Annotated in this window: 16 protein-coding genes and 3 pseudogenes; 8 read left to right on the top strand and 11 right to left on the bottom strand. The window is 56.0% G+C overall.

Going from position 1 to position 20,857, the window contains the following annotated elements; all coding sequences use genetic code 11:
- The first annotated feature begins 13 nt into the window (after positions 1–13).
- The 6 genes from CAF77_RS15385 to CAF77_RS15360 all read left to right on the top strand — a co-directional run bounded on the left by CAF77_RS15385 (position 14) and on the right by CAF77_RS15360 (position 5,381).
- Positions 14–667: an ABC transporter ATP-binding protein gene (locus CAF77_RS15385; protein ID WP_064378943.1), complete on the top strand. Its 654-nt coding sequence runs from the start codon at positions 14–16 to the stop codon at positions 665–667.
- On the top strand, positions 664–3,135 hold the full coding sequence (locus CAF77_RS15380) for an FtsX-like permease family protein (protein ID WP_064378944.1): 2,472 nt from the start codon (positions 664–666) through the stop codon (positions 3,133–3,135). Before CAF77_RS15385 ends, CAF77_RS15380 begins: the two co-directional genes overlap by 4 nt.
- Positions 3,125–4,192 carry a lipocalin-like domain-containing protein gene (locus CAF77_RS15375; protein WP_064378945.1) on the top strand — a complete coding sequence of 356 codons (1,068 nt, stop codon included), beginning with the start codon at positions 3,125–3,127 and terminating at the stop codon, positions 4,190–4,192. Before CAF77_RS15380 ends, CAF77_RS15375 begins: the two co-directional genes overlap by 11 nt.
- A gap of 87 nt (positions 4,193–4,279) precedes the next feature.
- Complete coding sequence (locus CAF77_RS15370; RefSeq protein ID WP_041475203.1) at positions 4,280–4,522, top strand: hypothetical protein; 243 nt, start codon at positions 4,280–4,282, stop codon at positions 4,520–4,522.
- Positions 4,523–4,533: 11 nt separating this feature from the next.
- Complete coding sequence (locus CAF77_RS15365; RefSeq protein WP_064378946.1) at positions 4,534–4,713, top strand: hypothetical protein; 180 nt, start codon at positions 4,534–4,536, stop codon at positions 4,711–4,713.
- 83 nt (positions 4,714–4,796) lie between these two features.
- Positions 4,797–5,381: a hypothetical protein gene (locus tag CAF77_RS15360; protein WP_085655709.1), complete on the top strand. Its 585-nt coding sequence runs from the start codon at positions 4,797–4,799 to the stop codon at positions 5,379–5,381.
- Positions 5,382–5,708: 327 nt separating this feature from the next.
- On the opposite strand, the gene CAF77_RS15355 is transcribed toward CAF77_RS15360, so the two are convergent.
- On the bottom strand, positions 5,709–6,530 hold the full coding sequence (locus tag CAF77_RS15355; RefSeq protein WP_039767785.1) for a glycosyltransferase family 2 protein: 822 nt from the start codon (positions 6,528–6,530) through the stop codon (positions 5,709–5,711).
- 244 nt (positions 6,531–6,774) lie between these two features.
- On the opposite strand from CAF77_RS15355, the gene CAF77_RS15350 reads away from it, so the two are divergent.
- Positions 6,775–7,593 carry a VanW family protein gene (locus CAF77_RS15350; RefSeq protein ID WP_064378948.1) on the top strand — a complete coding sequence of 273 codons (819 nt, stop codon included), beginning with the start codon at positions 6,775–6,777 and terminating at the stop codon, positions 7,591–7,593.
- Between the two features lie 17 nt (positions 7,594–7,610).
- Here CAF77_RS15350 and CAF77_RS15345 read toward each other — a convergent pair whose 3' ends face one another.
- From CAF77_RS15345 to CAF77_RS15325, 6 genes and pseudogenes are all read right to left on the bottom strand, one after another.
- Positions 7,611–8,024, bottom strand: a complete 414-nt coding sequence (locus CAF77_RS15345; protein WP_084776887.1) for a hypothetical protein — start codon at positions 8,022–8,024, stop codon at positions 7,611–7,613.
- Positions 8,025–8,145: 121 nt separating this feature from the next.
- Positions 8,146–8,490, bottom strand: coding sequence for a hypothetical protein (locus tag CAF77_RS29030; protein WP_139831646.1), 345 nt, complete (start codon positions 8,488–8,490; stop codon positions 8,146–8,148).
- A gap of 133 nt (positions 8,491–8,623) precedes the next feature.
- Complete coding sequence (locus CAF77_RS15340) at positions 8,624–9,019, bottom strand: hypothetical protein (RefSeq protein WP_064378949.1); 396 nt, start codon at positions 9,017–9,019, stop codon at positions 8,624–8,626.
- Between the two features lie 332 nt (positions 9,020–9,351).
- Positions 9,352–11,343, bottom strand: a pseudogene (locus CAF77_RS15335) (RHS repeat-associated core domain-containing protein); the annotation flags it as partial.
- Positions 11,344–11,435: 92 nt separating this feature from the next.
- On the bottom strand, positions 11,436–11,825 hold the full coding sequence (locus CAF77_RS15330) for an Imm50 family immunity protein (RefSeq protein WP_139831645.1): 390 nt from the start codon (positions 11,823–11,825) through the stop codon (positions 11,436–11,438).
- A gap of 10 nt (positions 11,826–11,835) precedes the next feature.
- Positions 11,836–13,869 (bottom strand): annotated as a pseudogene (locus CAF77_RS15325) (RHS repeat-associated core domain-containing protein); the annotation flags it as partial.
- A gap of 230 nt (positions 13,870–14,099) precedes the next feature.
- On the opposite strand from CAF77_RS15325, the gene CAF77_RS15320 reads away from it, so the two are divergent.
- Positions 14,100–14,654: an RNA 2'-phosphotransferase gene (locus CAF77_RS15320; RefSeq protein ID WP_084776888.1), complete on the top strand. Its 555-nt coding sequence runs from the start codon at positions 14,100–14,102 to the stop codon at positions 14,652–14,654.
- Between the two features lie 5 nt (positions 14,655–14,659).
- On the opposite strand, the gene CAF77_RS15315 is transcribed toward CAF77_RS15320, so the two are convergent.
- From CAF77_RS15315 to CAF77_RS15300, 4 genes and pseudogenes are all read right to left on the bottom strand, one after another.
- Positions 14,660–15,034: a hypothetical protein gene (locus CAF77_RS15315; RefSeq protein ID WP_064378951.1), complete on the bottom strand. Its 375-nt coding sequence runs from the start codon at positions 15,032–15,034 to the stop codon at positions 14,660–14,662.
- Entirely contained in the window at positions 15,031–19,713 is a 4,683-nt protein-coding gene (locus CAF77_RS15310; protein WP_064378952.1) for an RHS repeat-associated core domain-containing protein, read from the bottom strand. Before CAF77_RS15310 ends, CAF77_RS15315 begins: the two co-directional genes overlap by 4 nt.
- Entirely contained in the window at positions 19,713–20,435 is a 723-nt protein-coding gene (locus CAF77_RS15305; RefSeq protein ID WP_371915555.1) for a DUF4123 domain-containing protein, read from the bottom strand. Before CAF77_RS15305 ends, CAF77_RS15310 begins: the two co-directional genes overlap by 1 nt.
- A gap of 4 nt (positions 20,436–20,439) precedes the next feature.
- Positions 20,440–20,857, bottom strand: a pseudogene (locus CAF77_RS15300) (type VI secretion system tip protein VgrG); the annotation flags it as partial.

The following is a 20,857-nucleotide window of genomic DNA, read 5'->3' as shown; positions in this document are numbered from 1 at the left end:
ATCGGATGGCGGCATGCTCCAGGTTCACAACGTCTTCAAAAGCTACCTCACCCCACAAGGCCCGTTGCCGGTGTTGCAAGGTATCGACCTGACGCTCAAGCCCGGCAGCAGCCTGGCGCTGATGGGCGAGTCGGGCAGCGGCAAGAGCACGCTGCTGCACCTGATCGCCGGGCTCGACAAAGTCGACAGCGGCAGTATCAGCAGCGGCGAACATCGGCTGGACCGGATGAACGAGGCGCAACTGGCCAACTGGCGGCGCACCGAAATCGGTCTGGTGTTCCAGCAGTACAACCTGATCGGCAGCCTGCGGATCGAGGACAACCTGGCGTTTCAGGCGCGACTGGCCGGGCGGCATGACCCGCGTTGGCAGCAGCATCTGGTGCAGCGCCTGGGGCTGAGCGAATTGCTCAAGCGCTATCCCGAACAACTCTCCGGCGGCCAGCAACAGCGGGTTGCGCTCGGGCGGGCGCTGGCCGCGCGACCGAAACTGCTGCTGGCCGACGAGCCCACCGGCAGCCTCGACGAAGCCACCAGCGACGAAGTGCTGCGACTGTTGCTGGAATTGCTCGACGACACGCCGACCACCTTGCTGATGGTCACCCACAGTCAGCGCGTGGCGGCGCGGCTGGCGGAGCGCGTGGTGCTGTCCAGCGGTCGGTTGACGTGAAGGTTTTCCGCCACGCGCTGATGGCGCTGCTGAGTCACTGGCGACGCCATCCGGTGCAGTTTTTCAGTGTGCTGACCGGGTTGTGGCTGGCCACCAGCTTGTTGACCGGAGTCGAAGCCCTCAACAGTCAGGCGCGGGACAGTTATGCCCGGGCCAGCCAGTTGATCGGCGGCGAACCCCAGGCCAGCCTCAGCACGCCGAACGGCGCGACGTTCCCGCAACAATGGTTCGTTGACCTGCGGCGTCTGGGTTGGCCGGTGTCGCCGATGCTGCAAGGACGCCTGAGTCTCAAGGGCCACGAAAACCAGCGCCTGCAGTTGATGGGTATCGAACCGGTGTCTTTACCCGGTGACAGCGCGGTGGCCGGGCAGGCGATGCCGATCGAGCGCGTCGTCGAGTTCTTCAGCCCGCCGGGCAGCACCTGGATTTCTCCCGAAACCTTGCGGGCGCTGAACCTCGCCGAGGGCGCGACCCCGGCCACCGAAACCGGCCAGACGCTGCCGCCGCTGCGGGCGCAAACCGACATGGCCCCCGGCATGCTGTTGGTGGACATCGGCGTCGCTCAGCGCGTGCTCGAACAGCCCGAGCAACTGTCACGCCTGCTGCTGCCGAAGGATTTTCACGCCGACGTCCCGGCCGCGTTCAAGGGCCAGTTGCAGCTCAAGAGCAGTGGCGAGGAAAACAACCTTGCGCGATTGACCGAAAGCTTCCACCTCAACCTCGATGCGCTCGGGTTTCTCTCGTTCATTGTCGGTTTGTTCATCGTCCACGCGGCTATCGGTTTGGCGCTGGAGCAACGTCGGGGACTGCTGCGCACCTTGAGGGCCTGCGGGGTCAGCGCGCGGATGCTGATCGCTTGCCTGATCGTCGAGCTCGGCGCGCTGGCGTTGATCGGCGGGTTGTTCGGCGTAGTCAGCGGTTACTGGCTGGCGAGCGTGCTGTTGCCGGATGTCGCCGCCAGCCTGCGCGGTCTGTACGGCGCGGAAGTGGCGGGGCAGTTGCGTCTGAGTCCGTGGTGGTGGTTCAGCGGCATCGGCTTGAGTCTGCTTGGCGCATTGCTGGCCGGAGCCAACAGTTTGCTGCGGGCGGCGCGTCTGCCGTTATTGGCGGTGGCGGATCCGCAGGCCTGGCATCAGCAACATGCGAGCTGGTTGCGGCGTCAGGGTTGGGTCGCCGGTGTTTGTGCAGTGATTGCGCTGGCGGCGCTGGTGTGGGGCAACAGCCTGGCCAGCGGTTTTGTGTTGATGGCGGGGCTGTTGCTCGGCGCCGCGCTGGCGCTGCCGGTGTTGCTCAGTGCGCTGCTCAACGGGTTGCTCGGGCGTAGCCGCTCGGTGCTCGGGCAGTGGTTTCTCGCCGACTGCCGCCAACAATTGCCGGCGTTGAGCCTGGCGTTGATGGCGCTGCTGCTGGCGATGGCGGCGAACATCGGCGCCGGCAGCATGACCGCCGGTTTCCGCCAGACCTTCAACGACTGGCTCGAACAACGGCTCACCGCCGAGCTTTATCTGAACCCGAGCAACCCGGCGCAGGCGCGAGAGCTGTACACGTGGCTCAAACAGCAACCGAGCGTCACCGCGATCATGCCCAACTGGCAGGTTTCGGTGACGCTGCAGGGCTGGCCGGCGGATGTGTTCGGGATCATCGATCATCCGCACTATCGCCAGCACTGGCCGTTGCTCGAATCTCGAGGAGACGACCCGTGGGCGGCGCTGGCCAAGGACGATGCGGTGATGCTCAGCGAACAATTGGCGCGTCGCTTGAAAGTCACACCGGGCGATCACCTGACCATTCCCACGCCGGGCGGCTCGTGGACGCCGCGCATCGTCGGGATCTACGCCGACTACGGCAATCCCAAGGGCCATGTGCTGGTCAACAGCAATCACCTGTTGCGCGGCTGGCCGCAGCTGACGCCGAACCGCTTCAACCTGCGTATCGACCCGCCGAACATCCCGGCGCTGCTCACGGCCTTGCAGGCGCGCTTCCAGCTCGATGACAGTCGCATCGTTGATCAGGCGCGGCTCAAGGGCTGGTCGGTGCAAGTCTTCGAACGCACTTTCGCCGCGACCGCCGCGCTGAATAGCCTGACGTTGGCCGTCGCCGGCGTGGCGCTGTTCATCAGCCTGCTGACCCAGAGCCAGAGCCGTCTCGGCCAGCTCGCACCGTTGTGGGCGTTGGGCGTGACGCGACGACAGTTGATGCTGCTCAATCTCGGGCAAACGTGGCTGTTGGCGCTGCTGACGCTGGTGCTGGCCTTGCCGCTGGGCATCGGTCTGGCGTGGTGTCTGGACGCGGTGATCAACGTGCAGGCCTTTGGCTGGCGTCTGCCGCTGCGGGTGTTTCCATGGCAGTTGCTGCAACTGATGGGGCTGGCGCTGCTGGCGACCTTGCTGGCCTCGGCGTGGCCGCTGTATTCGCTGTACCGCACGCAACCGGCGGACTTGCTGAGGACGTTTGCTCATGAGGACTAGGTTTGCGCTGGTGTTTTTGGCGTTGTTGCTCGGTGGTTGCGACAACCCCACAGCGGAGCAGAAGGGCTTCGCCGGCATGGGCGCTCAGGCACAGGCGTTTACGCCGGTGGTACCGGGGCGGGTGTTCAGCTTCCCGGCGGATCACGGCGCCCATGACGGCTTTCGCATCGAATGGTGGTACGTGACGGCCAATCTCAAGGATGCGCAGGGCAACGATTTTGGCGTGCAGTGGACGTTATTCCGCAGCGCCCTGAACGCCTCGCCGCAGCAGCCGGGCTGGGCCAACCAGACGATCTGGCTCGGGCACGCGGCAGTGACCTCGGCCAGCGTCCATCACGCCGCCGAGCGTTACGCCCGTGGCGGCGTCGGGCAGGCCGGGGTGCGTGCGGCGCCGTTCGAGGCGTGGATCGATGACTGGCGTTTCGTCAGTCAGGCGAGCGATCCGCTGAGCGACATGCAACTCAGCGCAAAGGACAAAAATTTCAGCTACCAGCTGCGCCTGACCTCCAGCCGCCCGCTGGTGCTGCAAGGCGACAAGGGTTTCAGTCAGAAATCCGAACAGGGCCAGGCGTCGTATTACTACAGCCAGCCGTTTTTCCAGGCCAGCGGCACCCTGCAGATCGACGGCCAGACCTACACCGTCAACGGCCCGGCCTGGCTCGACCGCGAATGGAGCAGTCAGCCGCTGACCGCCAATCAGACAGGGTGGGACTGGTTCTCCCTGCATCTGGACGGCGGCGAACACGTCATGCTTTACCGCATGCGCCAGAAGGAAGGGGCGCCGTACCTGACCGGCACGTGGATTGCCGCCGATGGCCAGACCGAAACCCTGCACGCCGAGCAGATCAAGCTGACCCCGCAAGGCACTGCGAAGGTCGCCGGCCGTTCGATGCCGGTGCGCTGGTCGATCGACATTCCGCAAAAAAATCTGCAGATCACCCTCGATGCAATCAACCCCGATGCCTGGATGAACCTGCGCATTCCGTATTGGGAAGGGCCGGTGCGCCTGAGCGGCAATCGGGGCGGGCAGGGCTATCTGGAGATGACCGGGTACTGATTTCGCGCGCCTTGCCTGCGAAGGGATCGATTGGAACTCTGTCGAGGATGCTCCCTCTACCGAGAAACATGGCCGAGGATCCGATCCATGAGCGAGGAACTGAAATCTCCAGACCTGACTACCTGGCAGCAGATGTTTGACGATCAGACGTACTGGCAACAATCCCCGGATGCCCATTACTTCGATCTGCAGCGCATTGCTGACGATTTGCTCGGCCAAGGTGCCATCGATCTTGAGCAGTGGCAGATTCTCAGAGCCAAGGCCGATGACCTGCACAAGGACGCACCCGCCGTGAACGTCGCGCGGGAACTCGACGACCCTGAAGCCTGAGGAGGCCCGACATGAACACTGTCCCTGATAGCGAACACCCTGACGAACCTCGTCCGCCGGGTGAAACCGAACGCGACAACGACGCACTGCGTCCCACCGATCCCAAACAGCGGCAGAGCTCCGGAAAAGGCACCGCCAGTGGCGAGTCCACCGCGCAGGACACTGCGCAACGATCGCGGAACAAACCCTGAAGGGCGACTATGCTCAGTGGCACATCCGTCGCTGACCACGTCGGCGATGGGTGCTGCCATCCATCACAGGGAATGTATCGCTTATGAAGCTCCAAGCACTGACGCACGCCATAGCACTTGCCACTGTCCTTTCTACTGCCAGCTTTTCGGCGATGGCCGCCGATATCCCGCTGTCGGCCGCTGTCGAGGCCGACCGGGTCACCACCAAAGTGCTGGCGGTTGACCCGGCCAATCATCAGGTGGTCCTTGAAGGCGCGGAAGGTCGCCAGGTGCACATTCAGCTCAGCGACAAGGCGAAAAACCTCGGTAATTTGAAAGTGGGCGATCTGGTACAGATCGAAGTGACCCGCTCTGTGGCCGCTTATCTGGACACCGACGTGGATAAAGGTCTGCCTGGCTCCACCGAGCGTACTGGCGAGCTGCGCAACGCCGTGGGCAGCAGCAACCCCGGTGGCGAGGCTTTCCGCCAGGTTCAGGTGCAACTGAAAATCACCAAAATTGATTTGGCGACAAACCAGGTCACCCTGGAAAACCCTTCAGGCCAGTCGAAAACCCTCAACGTCGAAAAGCCTGAAATTCAGGCCAAGCTGAAAGATTTGAAAGTCGGGCAAAGCGTCGTGGTCACTTACACCGATGTATTAAAAGTGACCAGTCAGCATGAAAGTTGAGTATTGACTCTACAGAATGGCTGTTCTTGTACAAGTAATTGTATGAGAACAGTCATATGAAGTATTCGGGCGGGTGAGTTCAGAAAGTTTGTCGGGAAAAATCGGTAAGCAACGTCCTTTAACTTTTCAGTACATAAATTTCATCTTCAATTAGCACGACATATCCGCCAACTTCCATTAAAATCCCTCCCGTTCGCCCAGTGTCAGGGCTCTTTACCGGTGCATGGATTGCCAGGCCATTACACTGGGCGAACACCTCCTCGGAGTGGAAACCAAAGAATTCAGAAGCAAAAAAGGGCGACTTTGAAGTCGCCCTTTTTTATTGTCTTACGATTTGGCGGGTCGCATGCCCTGTTGTAACTGAAGGCGCTTGAGCGTTTCCTGATACATGGTGGTGCGGCGGTGCTGTTTGCCGTATCCACCGATCGCGGCCACGGTGCCGGCCTGAATGTGATCCAGGTAGCGGAAAATCGTCCGCGGCGAGAGGCATTTGATGCCGTAGCCAAGGCTGCTTAAACGATCCTGCAGCGTGTATCCCGGGACTCGGTCGTCCATCGAAAAATGAAGCCCGTGAGCCTTGATCAGCCGTGCGTTCCACAAGGTGCAGAAGCTTTTCAGGTGTGTTTCCCGGTAGGGTTTTGGATCTCGGGAGGGCAACCCCAAGTGCTGTTTTGCCCGGCGGAAATAGTGTTTGAAATAACGCGAAGACAAACGCCAAGTGTCTCTAAGGACACCGCGATCCAATTGCTCGACGCAACCGACCGCCGCTGTATCCAAAGATTGCATGCACTCATTCATCATCATCGAAAAGACAGTACTGTCAAAAACGAAAGTATCGGTGTGCAGCAAAAACAGGTAATCGGTTTCAACTTTCGCAAGTGCCAGATCAAGTGCCTTGCCATGAGCAATATGTCCCGCTTCCTTGCCGGGTGAAGGGCGCTCGATCAAGTTGATCCAGTCCAGAGACCGCAAGTAAATCAGGCTTTCATCGGCAGAATCGTTGTCCACCACCCACACCGGAATTTGATGCTCCTTGACGTATTGCTGGAGAAACTCCAGGCACATCCGGGTTATTTCCGGCGTCTTGTAATTGACCAATACAAGACTGAAGGCGGGCAGTTGTTTAGAGGTGGAATCGATCGCACTCATGGTCCGGGCTCACTTCAAGTTGAAGGGTTCTGCTGACGGCAATCAGCCCACAGAACCGCTGCTTTGTGGCCCGGATGGTAGGGACGTAACCTTAGTTCAAGCTTAATTTCCGAGCGCCCGGTCCGGGTGACTTGTTACCGCTTGCGACACCGGCGAGGCGCTTGGCGATCAAGCGCGGTTCCACGGTAAGATGCGCCGCCCTTTCAAGCTCAAGGAAGACAACGGCCCGCGCCGTTCGCCAAGGATGAAACCACTTTCCCTCTACCACCCGGCCCTTTACTGGCTGCGCGTGTGGCAAAAAAGACTGTTCCGCCACATCGCCTGGCACTGCTCGAGCAAACGCTACGCGCGGCCTGCCACGACGTCCGAGCGGCTGCCTTACCGCTACCTCAAACACACCTCAAAACTGATCCGCAAACTCGGCGACTCCGACCTCGCGCTGCAACACAACAAAGTCATCAACCTCAAACTCGCCGTCGCCGCCATCGACGGTGTCACCATCGCCCCCGGCGAATATTTCTCCTTCTGCCGCCTTGTCGGCCGCCCGACCCGCCAACGCGGCTACGTCGAAGGCATGGAACTCTCATTCGGCGAAGCCCGCACCGGCATCGGCGGCGGCATCTGCCAACTCAGCAACCTCATCCACTGGATGGCCATTCACTCACCCCTGGTCGTCATCGAACGCGCCAACCACAGCTTCGACCCCTTCCCGGACGACGGCCGCGTCCTGCCATTCGGCTCCGGAGCGGCGATCTTCTACAACTACATCGACCTGGTACTGCACAACCCGACGGATCGCAGCTTTCAGCTGAAGCTGAAGGTTGGGGAGACGCAGTTGGAGGGGGAGTTGTTGTGTGATCGGGAGCGGGCTTATCGGTATCACGTGTTCGAGGTGGGGCATCGGTTTGTGCGGGAGGGGGAGCGGGTGTATCGGGAGAATGAGATTTGGCGGGAGGTGAGGGAAAAGGGGCAGGTGGGGGCGTTGGTTAAGTGCGAGAAACTGTATGGGAATCGGGTGGTGGTTAAGTATGAGGTTTTGGACGCGTTGATCGATACGAAGTAATCATGGTTCTGGAATTGCTACTCTTCTGCATCCATGAGTTTTCTGTATTTGGAAAATATAGCGATGGCTTGTTTTTCGCCATTAATCAGGTTTTCATAAAAATTAATATTTGAAGCCCACTCAGCGAAAACTAACTTGCTTTCTGGCTTTGATTTTAAGGCGAGAAAGCAAAGTTTCCAATGGCGCGAAAGTCTGCTATCGACAATTTCGAAAAAGTCAGCTGCGACAGGGATGGGGTATTCATCATGGGTTTCTGAGCACAGATAGTACCAAGGTTGGTTATCCCGAAATTCTATTCCGTAGGCAATGTATTCTTTTCCTATTTGCAGGTCTAATTCGCCATCAGGAAGTGATATGTGTTTTTTTAATCTTGATACGGTTTCTGGATTTGGTGCTTGATTGATGTTGTTGAATTTACATACGACCTTCATTTAGTGGAATCTCCAAGCTCTGAGGAAGGTGGTGGGGTTGTCTTCAAGAATATAATGTATGAAAGGGGTTGAAAAGGGGGGGCAGATTTATTTTCTTCAGCGAAAAATAAATTTTGGTTTGTTATGCTTCAAGCATAAAATCTTCGATTTTTTTAATAAATTCCATCTTGTTTTTTGTTTTGAATTCCCCTAGGAATATCTCAGAATTTTTTAACGGGTTCCCTTTGTTGTCGTACTTGATTGTTAGGAATTCAATTACAAACTCTCCCGATGGATCTCCTTCTGGTTCAACTCTGGAGTCAAAGCAGTGTCCCGTAGTTTGTCGTGCACCACCTAGTAAAACTGAGCTACTAAACCAATCTGCAGTTTCGGGGGTGAGATCAACCTCGTAAAGGTTGTTGATTGTGATTGTCCATCCACTTGGTACTCGGAGGGGTTGGAGTTTGTATTTAAGTTTTGTTCTCATATTATTTTGTTTTTTTCATGTATAAAAGTGGAGATGTATAAAAAGGGACGGTTTTATTTTTTCAACGAGAAATAGATCTGTCCCCTTTGACTTGGGTTTGAAAAGGAGACAGATTTGTCAATTTTTGTTGAGTTCAGTCTAGCGGGTACTCGCAGGTCCATGGGGGCGTAAATAGCTCGGGGTTTATGTTGTTTTCATAAAGAAAAGAGTTTATTTCTTCCTCTGTTTCCATGGTTTTGCACGTTGTGATTGTTGTGTCGTTGGCGCCAATGCTGTCTCTTGTTTTGAGAAAGTGGATTGGGAGAGTGAATTCTATAATGACGTATTTAGAGTTTTTTGCATCCTCTAGAAACTTGTAGTAACTCTCTCCAGGGTATCTGTTTTCAAAGTTTAAATGATAAACAGCGTAGATTGCGATCCACTTTCTAAGTGACTCATCCTGCGAAGGTAGTTCCTGCGCAATCTCTGTATATGATTTTGCCTCCAAACCCCACCAAACTTTTCTAGGGATAGTCTTCTGGGTGCTCATTGTTGTCCTTCAAATTGGTTTGGCCAATAGATTCTTATAACTTCCCCTTTCACAGGGTGAAGCTGCAAATGTGGATGATCACCATGTGGGTCGCTCGGGTCGTGATTCGCCATTGTGACCTTTCTTGTCTTAATGTCTGAAACCGGTGTGTCATCCCAGTGATAGTATTTTTCGGGTTCTTTTGTTTTTCTAAAATGCGTTTTGGCAGTCGCAGAGTTGAATTCTTCGGCGTTTCTATATCCTTGGCCTACATATTTCCCTAAAAATAGCTCTTCAGCTTCAGCTCTGCTGTTCACGGTGACGGAGGTAGCACCTCGATCAAGTGCGTCTGATGCCCTTTTTACAGAACCATTCGACCACGGGATATCGGGTGCCGAAGGTTCTTTCGTATCGACTCGCGCCTTCTCTGTTGGTGCAGTTGGGTTTCCTTGACCATCTCCATCTGGTGGGCATCCATTCAAACCCAACGGATCCACCCACCCCGTAGGGTTAGGCACGTACTGGTAGTTATTCAACCCACCCGCAAGCTTGATCGGATCCGGTGTCAGAAACCGCCCAGTCCCCGGATTGTAGTAGCGATGACGGTTGTAGTGTAGGCCTGTCTCCGCATCGAAGTACTGACCCTGGAACCGCAACGGGTTGTCGATTTCGCTGACGTCCAGCGCCGCGAGGTTGCCGTACGCGCGGTATTTCGCGGACCACATGATTTCACCGCCGTAGTCGGTGAGTTCCTGCGGTGTGCCCAGGTGATCGAGCTGATAGTAGAACGGCGTCGCCTTACGCGGGCCTTCGCCGTCGAGCATCGCCAGCGGGCGGAAGCTGCCGGGTTCGTAGATGTAAGTGCGATAACGATTGTCACCGCTTTCGGCGATCAGGCGTTCGCCTTGCCACAAGAATTCGGTGGTATGGCCATCGACAGTTTTCTCGATGCGGCGACCGAAGGCGTCGTACTTATAGGATGCATTGCTGCCGCCCGGCAGGCTGACACGGATTAGTCGGTGCTGGGAGTCGTAGCTGTATTCGGTGACGAGTTTATGTCCGGTGCCACGGCGTTCGCGGATCAGGTTGCCATAGGCGTCGTAGTCGTAGTGGCGGTCGCCCTGCATCAGCAGACGGTTGCCTTTGACGTTGGCGAGGTTGGCTGTGCCTTCGTTGTTCTGGCCGAGCAGGTTGCCGGCCGGGTCGTGGGCGAAGGTTTCCGGTGTTGCGCCACGTACGCTGGTCAAGCGGTCCAGCGGGTCGTAGTGGAAGCTGCGGTTGCCCTTGCGGCTGTCGTCGATACCGGCGAGGTTGCCGTTGGCGTCGTAGTTATAGCGACGCTGGAACAGGTTTTTTTCACGCTGGCTGACGCTATGCGCTTGCAGGCGACCTTGTTCGTCGTACTGGTATTGGCTGAGCAACAGGCCTTGTTGGCGTTGCTGTTCGCGACCGGCGCTGAATTGGTGGCTGGTCAGGCGTGAGCCGTTGAGGTCGATGCTGCTCAGACGTCCGCCTGACAAATGGCGGTAGTCGAGTGTGCTGCCGTCGGGGAGGCGGCAGTGACTCAGTTGCCCGACGCTGTCGTATTCGTAACGTGTGGTGCCCCAACCCTGGTGTTCGGTGATCAGGCGATCCTGCACGTCGTATTCGTAGGCCAGCGGCCAGTGACCGTCGTCGACATTCACCAAACGGCCAAGGGCATCGTAGCTGTAGTGAATTTCTTCGCCATCGGCGAGGGTTTTCACCAGCAGTCGACCGGCAGCATCGCGCTGATACTCGGTGACCAGTTCGCTGCCGTCATCGCCGAATTCGGTCTTCTTCAGCAACTGGCCGTTGAGGTCGTATTCGTACGCGGTGCGGCGGCCGTCGAAACCGGTTTCCTGCTGGATCAGGCCGTTTGCAAAATAGTCGAGGTGGTAATGCTCGCCACGTTCGTTTTCGATTTCGGTCAGAAGCAGGCGCGAGTTGTCGTAGCGGTAGCGCAGCTGGCTGCCGTCAGGATTGATACGACGGCTGACAAGGTGCAGGTTGTCGGCATATTCGTAACGGGTGACGCGGCCGAGTTCGTCGCGTTCGGCAGTGACATTGCCGTAGGCGTTGTAGGTAAACGCGCGTGTTGCACCGCCCGGCAGGGTAATTTGTGCAAGGCGGTTGGCGGTATCCCATTGGTATTGGGTAATGGCCCCGGACTCTTCTTGCCGAGTAATCTGCCGCCCCAACGCGTCGTAGCGATATTTGCGTTGACCACCGTCGGGCAGGCGTTCTTCAAGCAATTGACCGAGGTTGTTCCAACCCAGTTGGTGGCGGCTGCCATCCGGGTGACGGATCTCCAGCAAGCGTCCTTTTGGTCCTCCACCTACAAAGCCCCCTTTGGCTTCCTTTGGTTTCTCATTCTGTCCTTAAAGTATTAATTGAAAAGGGCGGGTGCTTATTTTTATTATGCGGCACCGTCGTTGTGGTATGCCTTAATGTTGGCGATGGTAATGTTTTGTGCATTGCACATGACTTTGCATGAGTTTCCAAACTCAAGCTCGATTCTGTAACTTGGTCCGTCTTGTGTGGCAGTTAAAGTAGTGGGGCCGCTGAAGTTAAAGTTTTCTACTATGAAGCTGTCTACATTGGCTATGTAGAGATTGAACTCGTATTCGTTGTAGTTTTGCTCAAGCCATTTTTTTGGAGCAGCGTCCTGCTCTATTGGGCAGTGTAGTTTTAAACAAATAGAATTTCCGTCCAGCATTACATAAGACGTATGCATGTTGGTGGGTGAGTGGTTTTCTCCAAAAATTGAAGTCCATTGTATTTTGTTTGATACGGATGAAATCCACATTTTGAGTTACTCAGAATACGTAATGTTTGGCCACGCTTTTAAGGTGGAATGTTTTATTTCGATGAGCATTTCCTGTTCCTGGATTATACTCTCTAACATTAAAGTGTGGTTTGTGCGACGCATGTGTGGACGGGTAGTCTTCATGTCCATGTGAGTGCTCTTGAATGACGACGCGTTCGTTGTCAATATTTTTATAATGATACTCTCTAGTCATTACAGTATTGCCTTGAGAGTCCCGTACAAATTCAATATTGCCATTTTCATCTTCCTTGGTAAGAGGAACTCTTTTCACGTCAGTTGGTTCTGCAGTCGTTGGAATTCTCGCATCACGTTTTGCATCTTGGAATGCTGCTCTACGGGAATGATAGAACTTGTCGCCCCTTTTAAATTTCCCTTGCCCAGCGCATCCATTTAAACCCAGCGGATCAATCCAACCTGTCGGGTTGGGCACATACTGGTAGCTATTTAATCCACCCGCGAGCTTGATCGGATCTGGTGTCAAGAAACGCCCAGTGCTCGGATTGTAATATCGATGACGGTTATAATGTAAGCCTGTCTCAGCATCAAAGTACTGACCTTGGAAACGTAATGGATTGTCTACTTCATTGACATCCAACGCCGCAAGATTGCCATAGGCCCTGTACTTAGCCGACCACATGATTTCCCCACTGTAGTCAGTCAGTTCCTGTGGTGTACCTAGGTGGTCGAGTTGGTAATAGAACGGAACTGCCCTTCGCGGCCCTTCGCCGTCGAGCATTGCCAATGGGCGGAAGCTACCCGGTTCGTAGATGTAGCTGCGGTAGCGGTTTCCTGCGCTTTCGGCTATCAATCGATCTGATTGCCACAGGAACTCGGTGGTGTAGCCATCGATGGTTTTTTCGATGCGACGACCGAAAGCGTCGTATTTGTAGGACGCGGCGCTACCATCCGGCAGGCTGACACGGATTAGTCGGTGCTGGGAGTCGTAGCTGTATTCGGTGACGAGTTTTTGTCCGGTGCCACGGCGTTCGCGGATCAGGTTGCCATAGGCGTCGTAGTCGTAGTGGCGGTCGCCCTGCATCAGCAGGCGGTTGCCTTTGACATTGGCGACGTTGGCTGTGCCTTCGTTGTTCTGGCCGAGCAGGTTGCCGGCCGGGTCGTGGGCGAAGGTTTCCGGTGTTGCGCCACGTACGCTGGTCAAGCGGTCCAGCGGGTCGTAGTGGAAGCTGCGGTTGCCCTTGCGGCTGTCGTCGATACCGGCGAGGTTGCCGTTGGCGTCGTAGTTATAGCGACGCTGGAACAGGTTTTTTTCACGCTGGCTGACGCTGTGCGCTTGCAGGCGACCTTGTTCGTCGTACTGGTATTGGCTGAGCAACAGGCCTTGCTGGCGCTGCTGTTCGCGACCGGCGCTGAATTGGTGGCTGGTCAGTCGTGAGCCGTTGAGGTCGATGCTGCTCAGACGTCCGCCTGACAAATGGCGGTAGTCGAGTGTGCTGCCGTCGGGGAGGCGGCAGTGACTCAGTTGCCCGACGCTGTCGTATTCGTAACGTGTGGTGCCCCAACCCTGGTGTTCGGTGATCAGGCGATCCTGCACGTCGTATTCGTAGGCAAGCGGCCAGTGCCCGTCGTTGACATTCACCAGACGGCCCAGGGCATCGTAGCTGTAGTGAATCTCTTCGCCATCGGCGAGGGTTTTCACCAGCAGTCGACCGGCAGCATCGCGCTGATATTCGGTGATCAGTTCGCTGCCGTCGTCGCCGAATTCGGTCTTTTTCAGCAACTGGCCGTTGAGATCGTATTCGTACGCGGTGCGGCGGCCGTCGAAACCGGTTTCCTGCTGGATCAGACCGTTGGCGTAGTAGTCGAGCTTGTAGTGCTCGCCGCGCTCGTTTTCGATTTCAGTGAGTAGCAGGCCGGCGTTGTCATAGCGGTAGCGCAACTCGCTACCGTCGGGATTGATGCGGCGGCTGACCAGATGCAGGTTGTCGGCGTATTCGTAGCGGGTGATGCGGCCCAGCTCATCGCGTTCGGCGGTGACGCGTCCGTACGGGTTGTAGGTAAAGGCACAGTGCCTTCGGGAAAGATCTATTTTCTTCAACTGCCCCCTTTTGTGTTGCGGTATCTATATTCGACAATCGTTAACCTGTTGGAGTAGAAGGGTAATAGTCTTTGTTGATGTAATGACGTAGCCTTAGGGTGGAGTTAGCTCAGAACTTTGGTTTGGGTGGTTTTTAGGGCGTGGCTAGGTTGGAGTTTAGTGTTTAACGAACTTTATCTATTTAGGGATGGGTTTTAATGAGTTGTAACTTTGAGGATTTAAGTAGGTTTCTTAGCTATGTTTTACGCCATGAGCCAGAACATATTGGGCTCGAACTTGATGCCGAAGGCTGGGGAAGTATCAAGGAATTAATGTCGGGGGCCGCTGGAAAAGGTGTTTTCGTAAGCTTGGTGGAGGTTGAAGAAGTCGTTTCTACGAATGATAAAAAACGTTTCGAAATTTCCAGCGATGGATTAAGGATTCGTGCTATACAAGGGCACTCGACCAAGTTAGTTAGGCGCAGGTATTCTGAGTTGGAACCTCCCGAATATTTGTACCATGGTACAGCAGAACGATTTCTGGAGAGTATTCGACATCGCGGTCTTGTTCCAGGTGGCAGACATCACGTACACCTAACAAGCGACAGAGTTTTAGCGTCAGAGGCGGGGCGGCGGTTTGGCAAGGTAATCTTGCTGAAAATAAGCTCTCAGTCTATGTATAGAAAGGGCTTTGTTTTTTTCAAGTCTGAAAATGAAGTTTGGTTGACCGATAGTGTACCCGCTAATTTTATAATTGAGGTTGATAAGGAGTAGTCGTGCTACTCTTCATCTTCCCAGGTTTTATGTGTTTCTGTGGCGGCAGTTAACCAGTCATTAAAGGTTTTATAGCTGCCATGAAGCTCCCAGCCTTCTGCCGCATAAGCGTGGATTATGAGTACCTGAGGATCTCCGGAATTATCGTTTCCATCAAAGCAGGCGATATCATCGTTCGCATTAAATTTGGCAAACGGTATTAATTCTCTCTGTGGGTAAAGGCTTTTTAGTGTATGGTACCAATAATTGACGTCTCCATCTTCAAAGACTATGAACCACCAAGGCTCAAGGTCGACTTCAGGATCTTTGCTGATAGTTTTTATAAAGCTTTTGGGGTATTGAAATTTACTTCTGTTTTGAATGTTTAAATAGTAATTCATTCTTTGCCACTCAGTTTTGGAAGCTCGTGTGAGCCGTAAGGGGTTTCTTTGCCGAAGCGCTTCGGCGACTGTTTGCCGACTCTTAACTCGATCGCTTGCCCCCAGGTGTCAGGTTTCTTTCCTTTTACGGCGAAACGCTTCTGTTCAGGTTCAGTGACAGGGTCATTATAAGCGCGTTCTCTCGCCTCCACTTTGATTCCTGCTTCACGTGCAGCCCGAACCCGAGTGTTGTCCATGCTAGTCAGATGACCGTCTGGCATTCGTACAACGTCAATTGGATCACCTTGCCACCCCTTTTCTTTCATACTCGTGACCAAGTTGTCATAAGTATAGTTATTGCCCGCTCTATCAGTTTTATTGTATGAAACGGAAGTTTGGGAAAATCTTACCTCGTTGGGGTCAATAGATCGCACTTTGGGGCAGTGTGCCAATGTAGAACTTAAACCCAACGGATCCACCCACCCCGTGGGGTTCGGCACGTACTGGTAGCTATTCAACCCACCCGCAAGCTTGATCGGATCCGGTGTCAGAAAACGGCCAGTCCCCGGATTGTAGTAGCGGTGCCGGTTGTAATGTAACCCTGTCTCTGCATCGAAATACTGACCCTGGAATCGCAACGGGTTGTCGATTTCACTGACATCCAGCGCCGCAAGGTTGCCGTAGGCGCGGTACTTCGCGGACCACATGATCTCGCCACTGTAATCAGTGAGTTCCTGTGGTGTGCCTAGATGATCGAGCTGGTAGTAGAACGGCGTTGCCTTGCGCGGGCCTTCGCCGTCGAGCATCGCCAGCGGGCGGAAGCTGCCGGGTTCGTAGATGTAGGTGCGATAGCGGTTGTCGCCGCTTTCGGCGATCAGGCGTTCGCCTTGCCACAAGAATTCGGTTGTGTGGCCATCGACAGTTTTCTCGATGCGGCGACCGAAGGCGTCGTACTTATAGGATGCATTGCTGCCGCCCGGCAGGCTGACACCGATCAGTCGATGCTGGGAGTCGTAGCGGTATTCAGTGACGAGTTTCTGGCCAGCGCCGCGACGTTCGCGAATCAGGTTGCCAAAGGCGTCGTAGTCGTAATGGCGATCACCCTGCATCAGCAGGCGGTTGCCTTTGACGTTTGCGAGATTTGCTGTGCCTTCATTGTTCTGGCCGAGCAGGTTACCGGCCGGGTCATGAGCAAAGCTTTCCGGCGTAGCGCCACGAACGCTGATCAAGCGATCGAGCGGGTCGTAGTGGTAGCTGCGGCTACCTTTTCGGCTGTCGTCGATGCCGGCGAGGTTGCCGTTTGCGTCGTAGTTGTAGCGGCGCTGGAACAGGTTTTTGTCGCGCTGGCTGACGCTGTGGGCCTGCAAGCGGCCCTGTTCGTCATATTGATACTGGCTGAGCAGCAGGCCTTGTTGGCGTTGCTGTTCGCGACCACCGCTGAACTGGTGAGACGTCAGTCGCGAGCCATTGAGATCAATGCTGCTGAGCATACCGCCGGGTTGATGGCGGTAGTCGAGTTTGCTGCCATCAGGCAAGCGACAGTGCTTGAGCTGGCCGACGTTGTCGTACTCATAGCGCAAGGTGCCCCAGCCCTGGTGTTCGGTGACGAGGCGATCTTGCAGGTCGTATTCGTAGGCGAGCGGCCAGTGCCCGTCGTCGACGTTGACCAGGCGACCGAGGGCATCGTAGCTGTAGTGGATTTCTTCGCCGTCGGGAAGTGTCTTCACCAGAAGCCTGCCTGCGGCGTCGCGTTGGTATTCAGTCACCAACTCGCTGCCGTCATCGCCGAATTCGGTTTTCTTCAGCAACTGGCCATTGAGGTCGTATTCGTACGCAGTGCGACGACCGTCGAAGCCGGTTTCCTGCTGGATCAGGCCATTCGGGAAGTAGTCGAGGTTGTAGTGCTCGCCGCGCTCGTTTTCGATTTGGGTCAGCAGCAGCCGCGAGTTGTCGTAGCGGTAGCGCAGTTGGCTACCGTCAGGATTGATGCGACGGCTGACAAGGTGCAGGTTGTCGGCATATTCGTAACGGGTGACGCGGCCAAGTTCGTCGCGTTCGGCAGTGACGTTGCCGTAGGCGTTGTAGGTAAACGCGCGTGTTGCACCGCCCGGCAGGGTAATTTGTGCAAGGCGGTTGGCGGTATCCCATTGGTATTGGGTAATGGCCCCGGACTCTTCTTGCCGAGTAATCTGCCGCCCCAACGCGTCGTAGCGATATTTGCGTTGACCACCGTCGGGCAGGCGTTCTTCAAGCAATTGACCGAGGTTGTTCCAACCCAGTTGGTGGCGGCTGCCATCCGGGTGACGGATCTCCAGCAAGCGTCCTTGACGGTCGTAGCTGTAGAACGTCGAATTTCCGTCCGGGTCGATTTGCTGGGTAACATCGCCCTGTCTGTTGCGTTGATACTTCCAGCTGGCTTTGCCGCGATGAACATCGCTGACGAATCCGTTGCTGTATTCGTAGGTGATGGCCTCATCTTCAGGAGGGATGACGGCGATCATCAATCCATTGTCGTCGTACCGGTATTCGGTCACGGCGCCGAGAGGATCCTTTTCCGCGACCAATTGGCCTTTATCGTTATAGGCCTTGAGGTGCTCGGCACCATCCGGGTCGATCTTGCTGATCAGTCGTGCCTGGTCGTCGTGGGTGTAGACCTCTTCGCTGCCATCGGCGTTGGTAACGGTCACGCTGCCTTTGTCATCCCAGGCGTAGTGCGCGTCCATCTGCGAGAAGTTTGCCCAGTGGTGAATGCATCGAGCCAGTTTGCCTTCGTTCTCCCACTCCCAGAAGAAGCTCGCGCCGCCGGCCAGTTGCCGTTCCAGAATCACATGTTGATCGTTGTAGCGATAACGCTCGGCTTCCCCGGCAGCATTCTTCGCTTCAATCAACCGGTGCTGCGCGTCATAGGTGTAGGTGACCAGCGTCTGGACAGTGTTCCAGGCATCCTCAAGATTGTCTGCTGGAAGAAACTGCTGATAGTCCACAGCCACAATGTGTTTGCGGTCGTAGCGTAAAAGCAGGGCACGACCTGCGCCGTTGTCGAGGCGTTTGATGCGCCCGTGGATGTCCCGTGTGATGTGCAGGCGATTGCCATAGCTGTCGCTGATGGCGATCAGAGTTGCGCCTTTGCTGTTGAAACGGAAGTGATAGAAAGAAGGACGCTTGCCGGCTTGGGCCAGTACCAGTTCTGACGGGTCATCGCCGAGGAAAATGGCTGCACGCGAGAGGCTGTTGGTGATCGCCGGGCGCTGTTCGCTTGGAAGCGGGAACGGTGTGGAACGGTTTTCGTGGTCGGTCCAGATGACTTCATCGCCCACGATTTCGATGCGATGGGCAAGGGCGTGACTCCACCCGTATCCCAAGCCACAGTCGATTTCCACGGCGCTGGTTCTGTACAGGCGTGTCCATTCAAACGGCAGCAAGCCGTCAAGCTGGCCATCTGTCAGCGTCAGTAGCTCTTCGCCAGTGACCATCGACACCGGGCATCCGTTGGTACACGTCCCCGAGGCGGGTTCGGCGCTCTTTTCCGCAGGCGTCTTTGCCTGTTTTGAAGCGTCATCACCAACTTCGCCTTTACCCAGCCTTGCGTTCTTTTTCCCGTCGAATCGCAGCTGAGAGACGCCGTTTCTCACCTTAGCCGTCACCCCGCGTGCCGCAACGGCAGTGTATTTGGCAACGTACTCCATAAAGCCATTGATGATCTTGAATAGCGACTTCACGAAGCTGGTGACAGCGTTGATGACAAGCTCACCGTACTTCTTCAGTCGGGCGGCGAGGTAGATAACCCCTGTGCCTTCGGCCGCAATCGTCAGTACCACGCCAATCACGATGTCGATCGCGATGCCGACGACAATGGCCGTGGTCATCTTCGCAACGTCGCCGGCCATCTTCATTGGCGGCAAGCCTGCCAGCCAGATCACGGCACTGCGTACCAGCAGGAACAAAGCGGCTTCGTCGCTGGCCAGCAACATGGCTTTTTTCATGATGTCTGGCGAGCTTTGGGCGACTTTGATCAGGTCCTGGACGCCGGCACCGAGATCATTCGCAAACTTCTTGGGGTCTTGCAGAATGTCGAGCACCAGACTGATGCCATCCCACACGCCTTTGATGGCTTCCCAGCCACCTTCAAGAATACCGTTGCCGATCGCCATCGCAGTGCCCGAAGCCGACAGGTTCGACCACTGTGGTTTGAACCCGGCCCACTCCTTGCGCAGGAAACCTTCGAGGTCTGCTGTCACGCCGCTGTAGGAGCTGAACAGAGCGTCGATCTGCGCGGGTGTCACTTCGTTGTGAACACGGATCTTGTAGAACTTGCCGGGAATCCCACCGGTCCAGCTGGCTTTGCCTTGTTGATCGAGTTTGACCTTGCTGACTGCACCACCTTCCACCGCGACGATCTCGACTTCGATATCGCCTACAGGAATGTCATAAACCGATTCGAACTTGCTCTCGATCAGCAGCGGACCCTTCAAAGGGCACTGAGCCACGTTCGAAGTGAAGTCGCCGTCGGTCATGCTCACCGACTTGCTGGTATCACCAACCTTGATCACTCGCTCCATGCCCAGCAGGGAAGGGAGATCAGCCGCCCGGCTGGCTTTGTCGGCGACGCTGGCGTACCAGGTTTTGGTCTGTTCCTGATACAGCTTCAGACTGTCCTTGAAGGTGTTCAGTTGGTTGTCAACAAAGGCAACGCGATCCATCAGCCTTGCTCCAGAATCAGGTGGTTTAACAGTGCTTCTTTAAGGTTGTCCGGAGCATCCGGGCGACGCACGAAACGGGTGATTTTCAGTTTCAGGTTGTTCTCGGGCCATGCGCTGTAGAGGTCCGGGCGTGCTTCTTCGAGCCATTGCATCAAGTTGCCGATCAGGGTCGTGTGATCCTCTTTCGCCAACTGATCCAGCAACTTCTTCGGCACCTCCCACCACGGCCAATCCTTCGCCTTCGGCACCACCCTCGGCCCGACTTCCAGGCTCCGCCCATTAATCAGATACCGCTCAAACACCGGCAACACTTCCCCGGCTGTCTCACCCAGCCCTTCAAGAATCGGATAGATATGCCGCCCATCCCAGAACCGGAAAAACACCTCGGTCCCGTCCGGCATTTTCACTTGGATCAAGCTGCGCAGATGTTCGAAAACTTCGTTGGGTTCCGAGCGGGAGACCGCCAGCCAGCCCCAGTCGAGGGCGTCGGTTTCGGTGATCCAGGGCAGGAAGGCCGAGTTGGCCTTGAGTTCGGCGACGTAAGGCATCACCGGTTGCCAAGTGGAGTAGGGCGTTCCGCCCCAGACGGGAATGGCCTGCACGGACGGTTCGCTCTGATACAAGGCCTTGAGCGCTTCTGCATCGCTCGCGGCGCTGATGACCAGATACAGCCGCTCGTCTTTCTGCAACGGCTGTTGTGCCAGCCAATCCTTGGGTGTCATTCGATTAGATGGCACAGGCACCTGCCTTGCATTTTTCGCACTCTTCACAGAACGGCGCATTACGTTTGAGGGTGTTGATTTGCGCCGGGGTCAGTACAGCGCCAGCCTTGTCGGCATCCGCCTGCTTCAACACGCCCGGCAGCAGTGGGGCGGCGCCGGTGCCGCTCCCCGGCCCACCGCCGGAGTTGATGTTGATCGCCGGCCCACTCATGGTCACGCCGCCGCCATCGATCTTGATGAAGCTGCCACCACCGACCAACGTCAGTTCGGCTCCGGCTTCCAGCACCACCTTCATCCCGCTGCTGAGGTGAATTTCCTGGCCGGCGTCGATGAATTGCCCGGTGCCGATCTTGATGTGCTGGTTCACGCCCACGGTCAGGTGGTCGTTGGCGCGGGCTTCGACTTTGCGGTCTTCGTAGACG

It is taken from the genome of Pseudomonas sp. R15(2017) (assembly GCF_002112685.1).
Taxonomy (GTDB): Bacteria; Pseudomonadota; Gammaproteobacteria; order Pseudomonadales; family Pseudomonadaceae; genus Aquipseudomonas; species Aquipseudomonas glycinae.
This window is presented reverse-complemented; position numbering and strand designations above follow the sequence as displayed.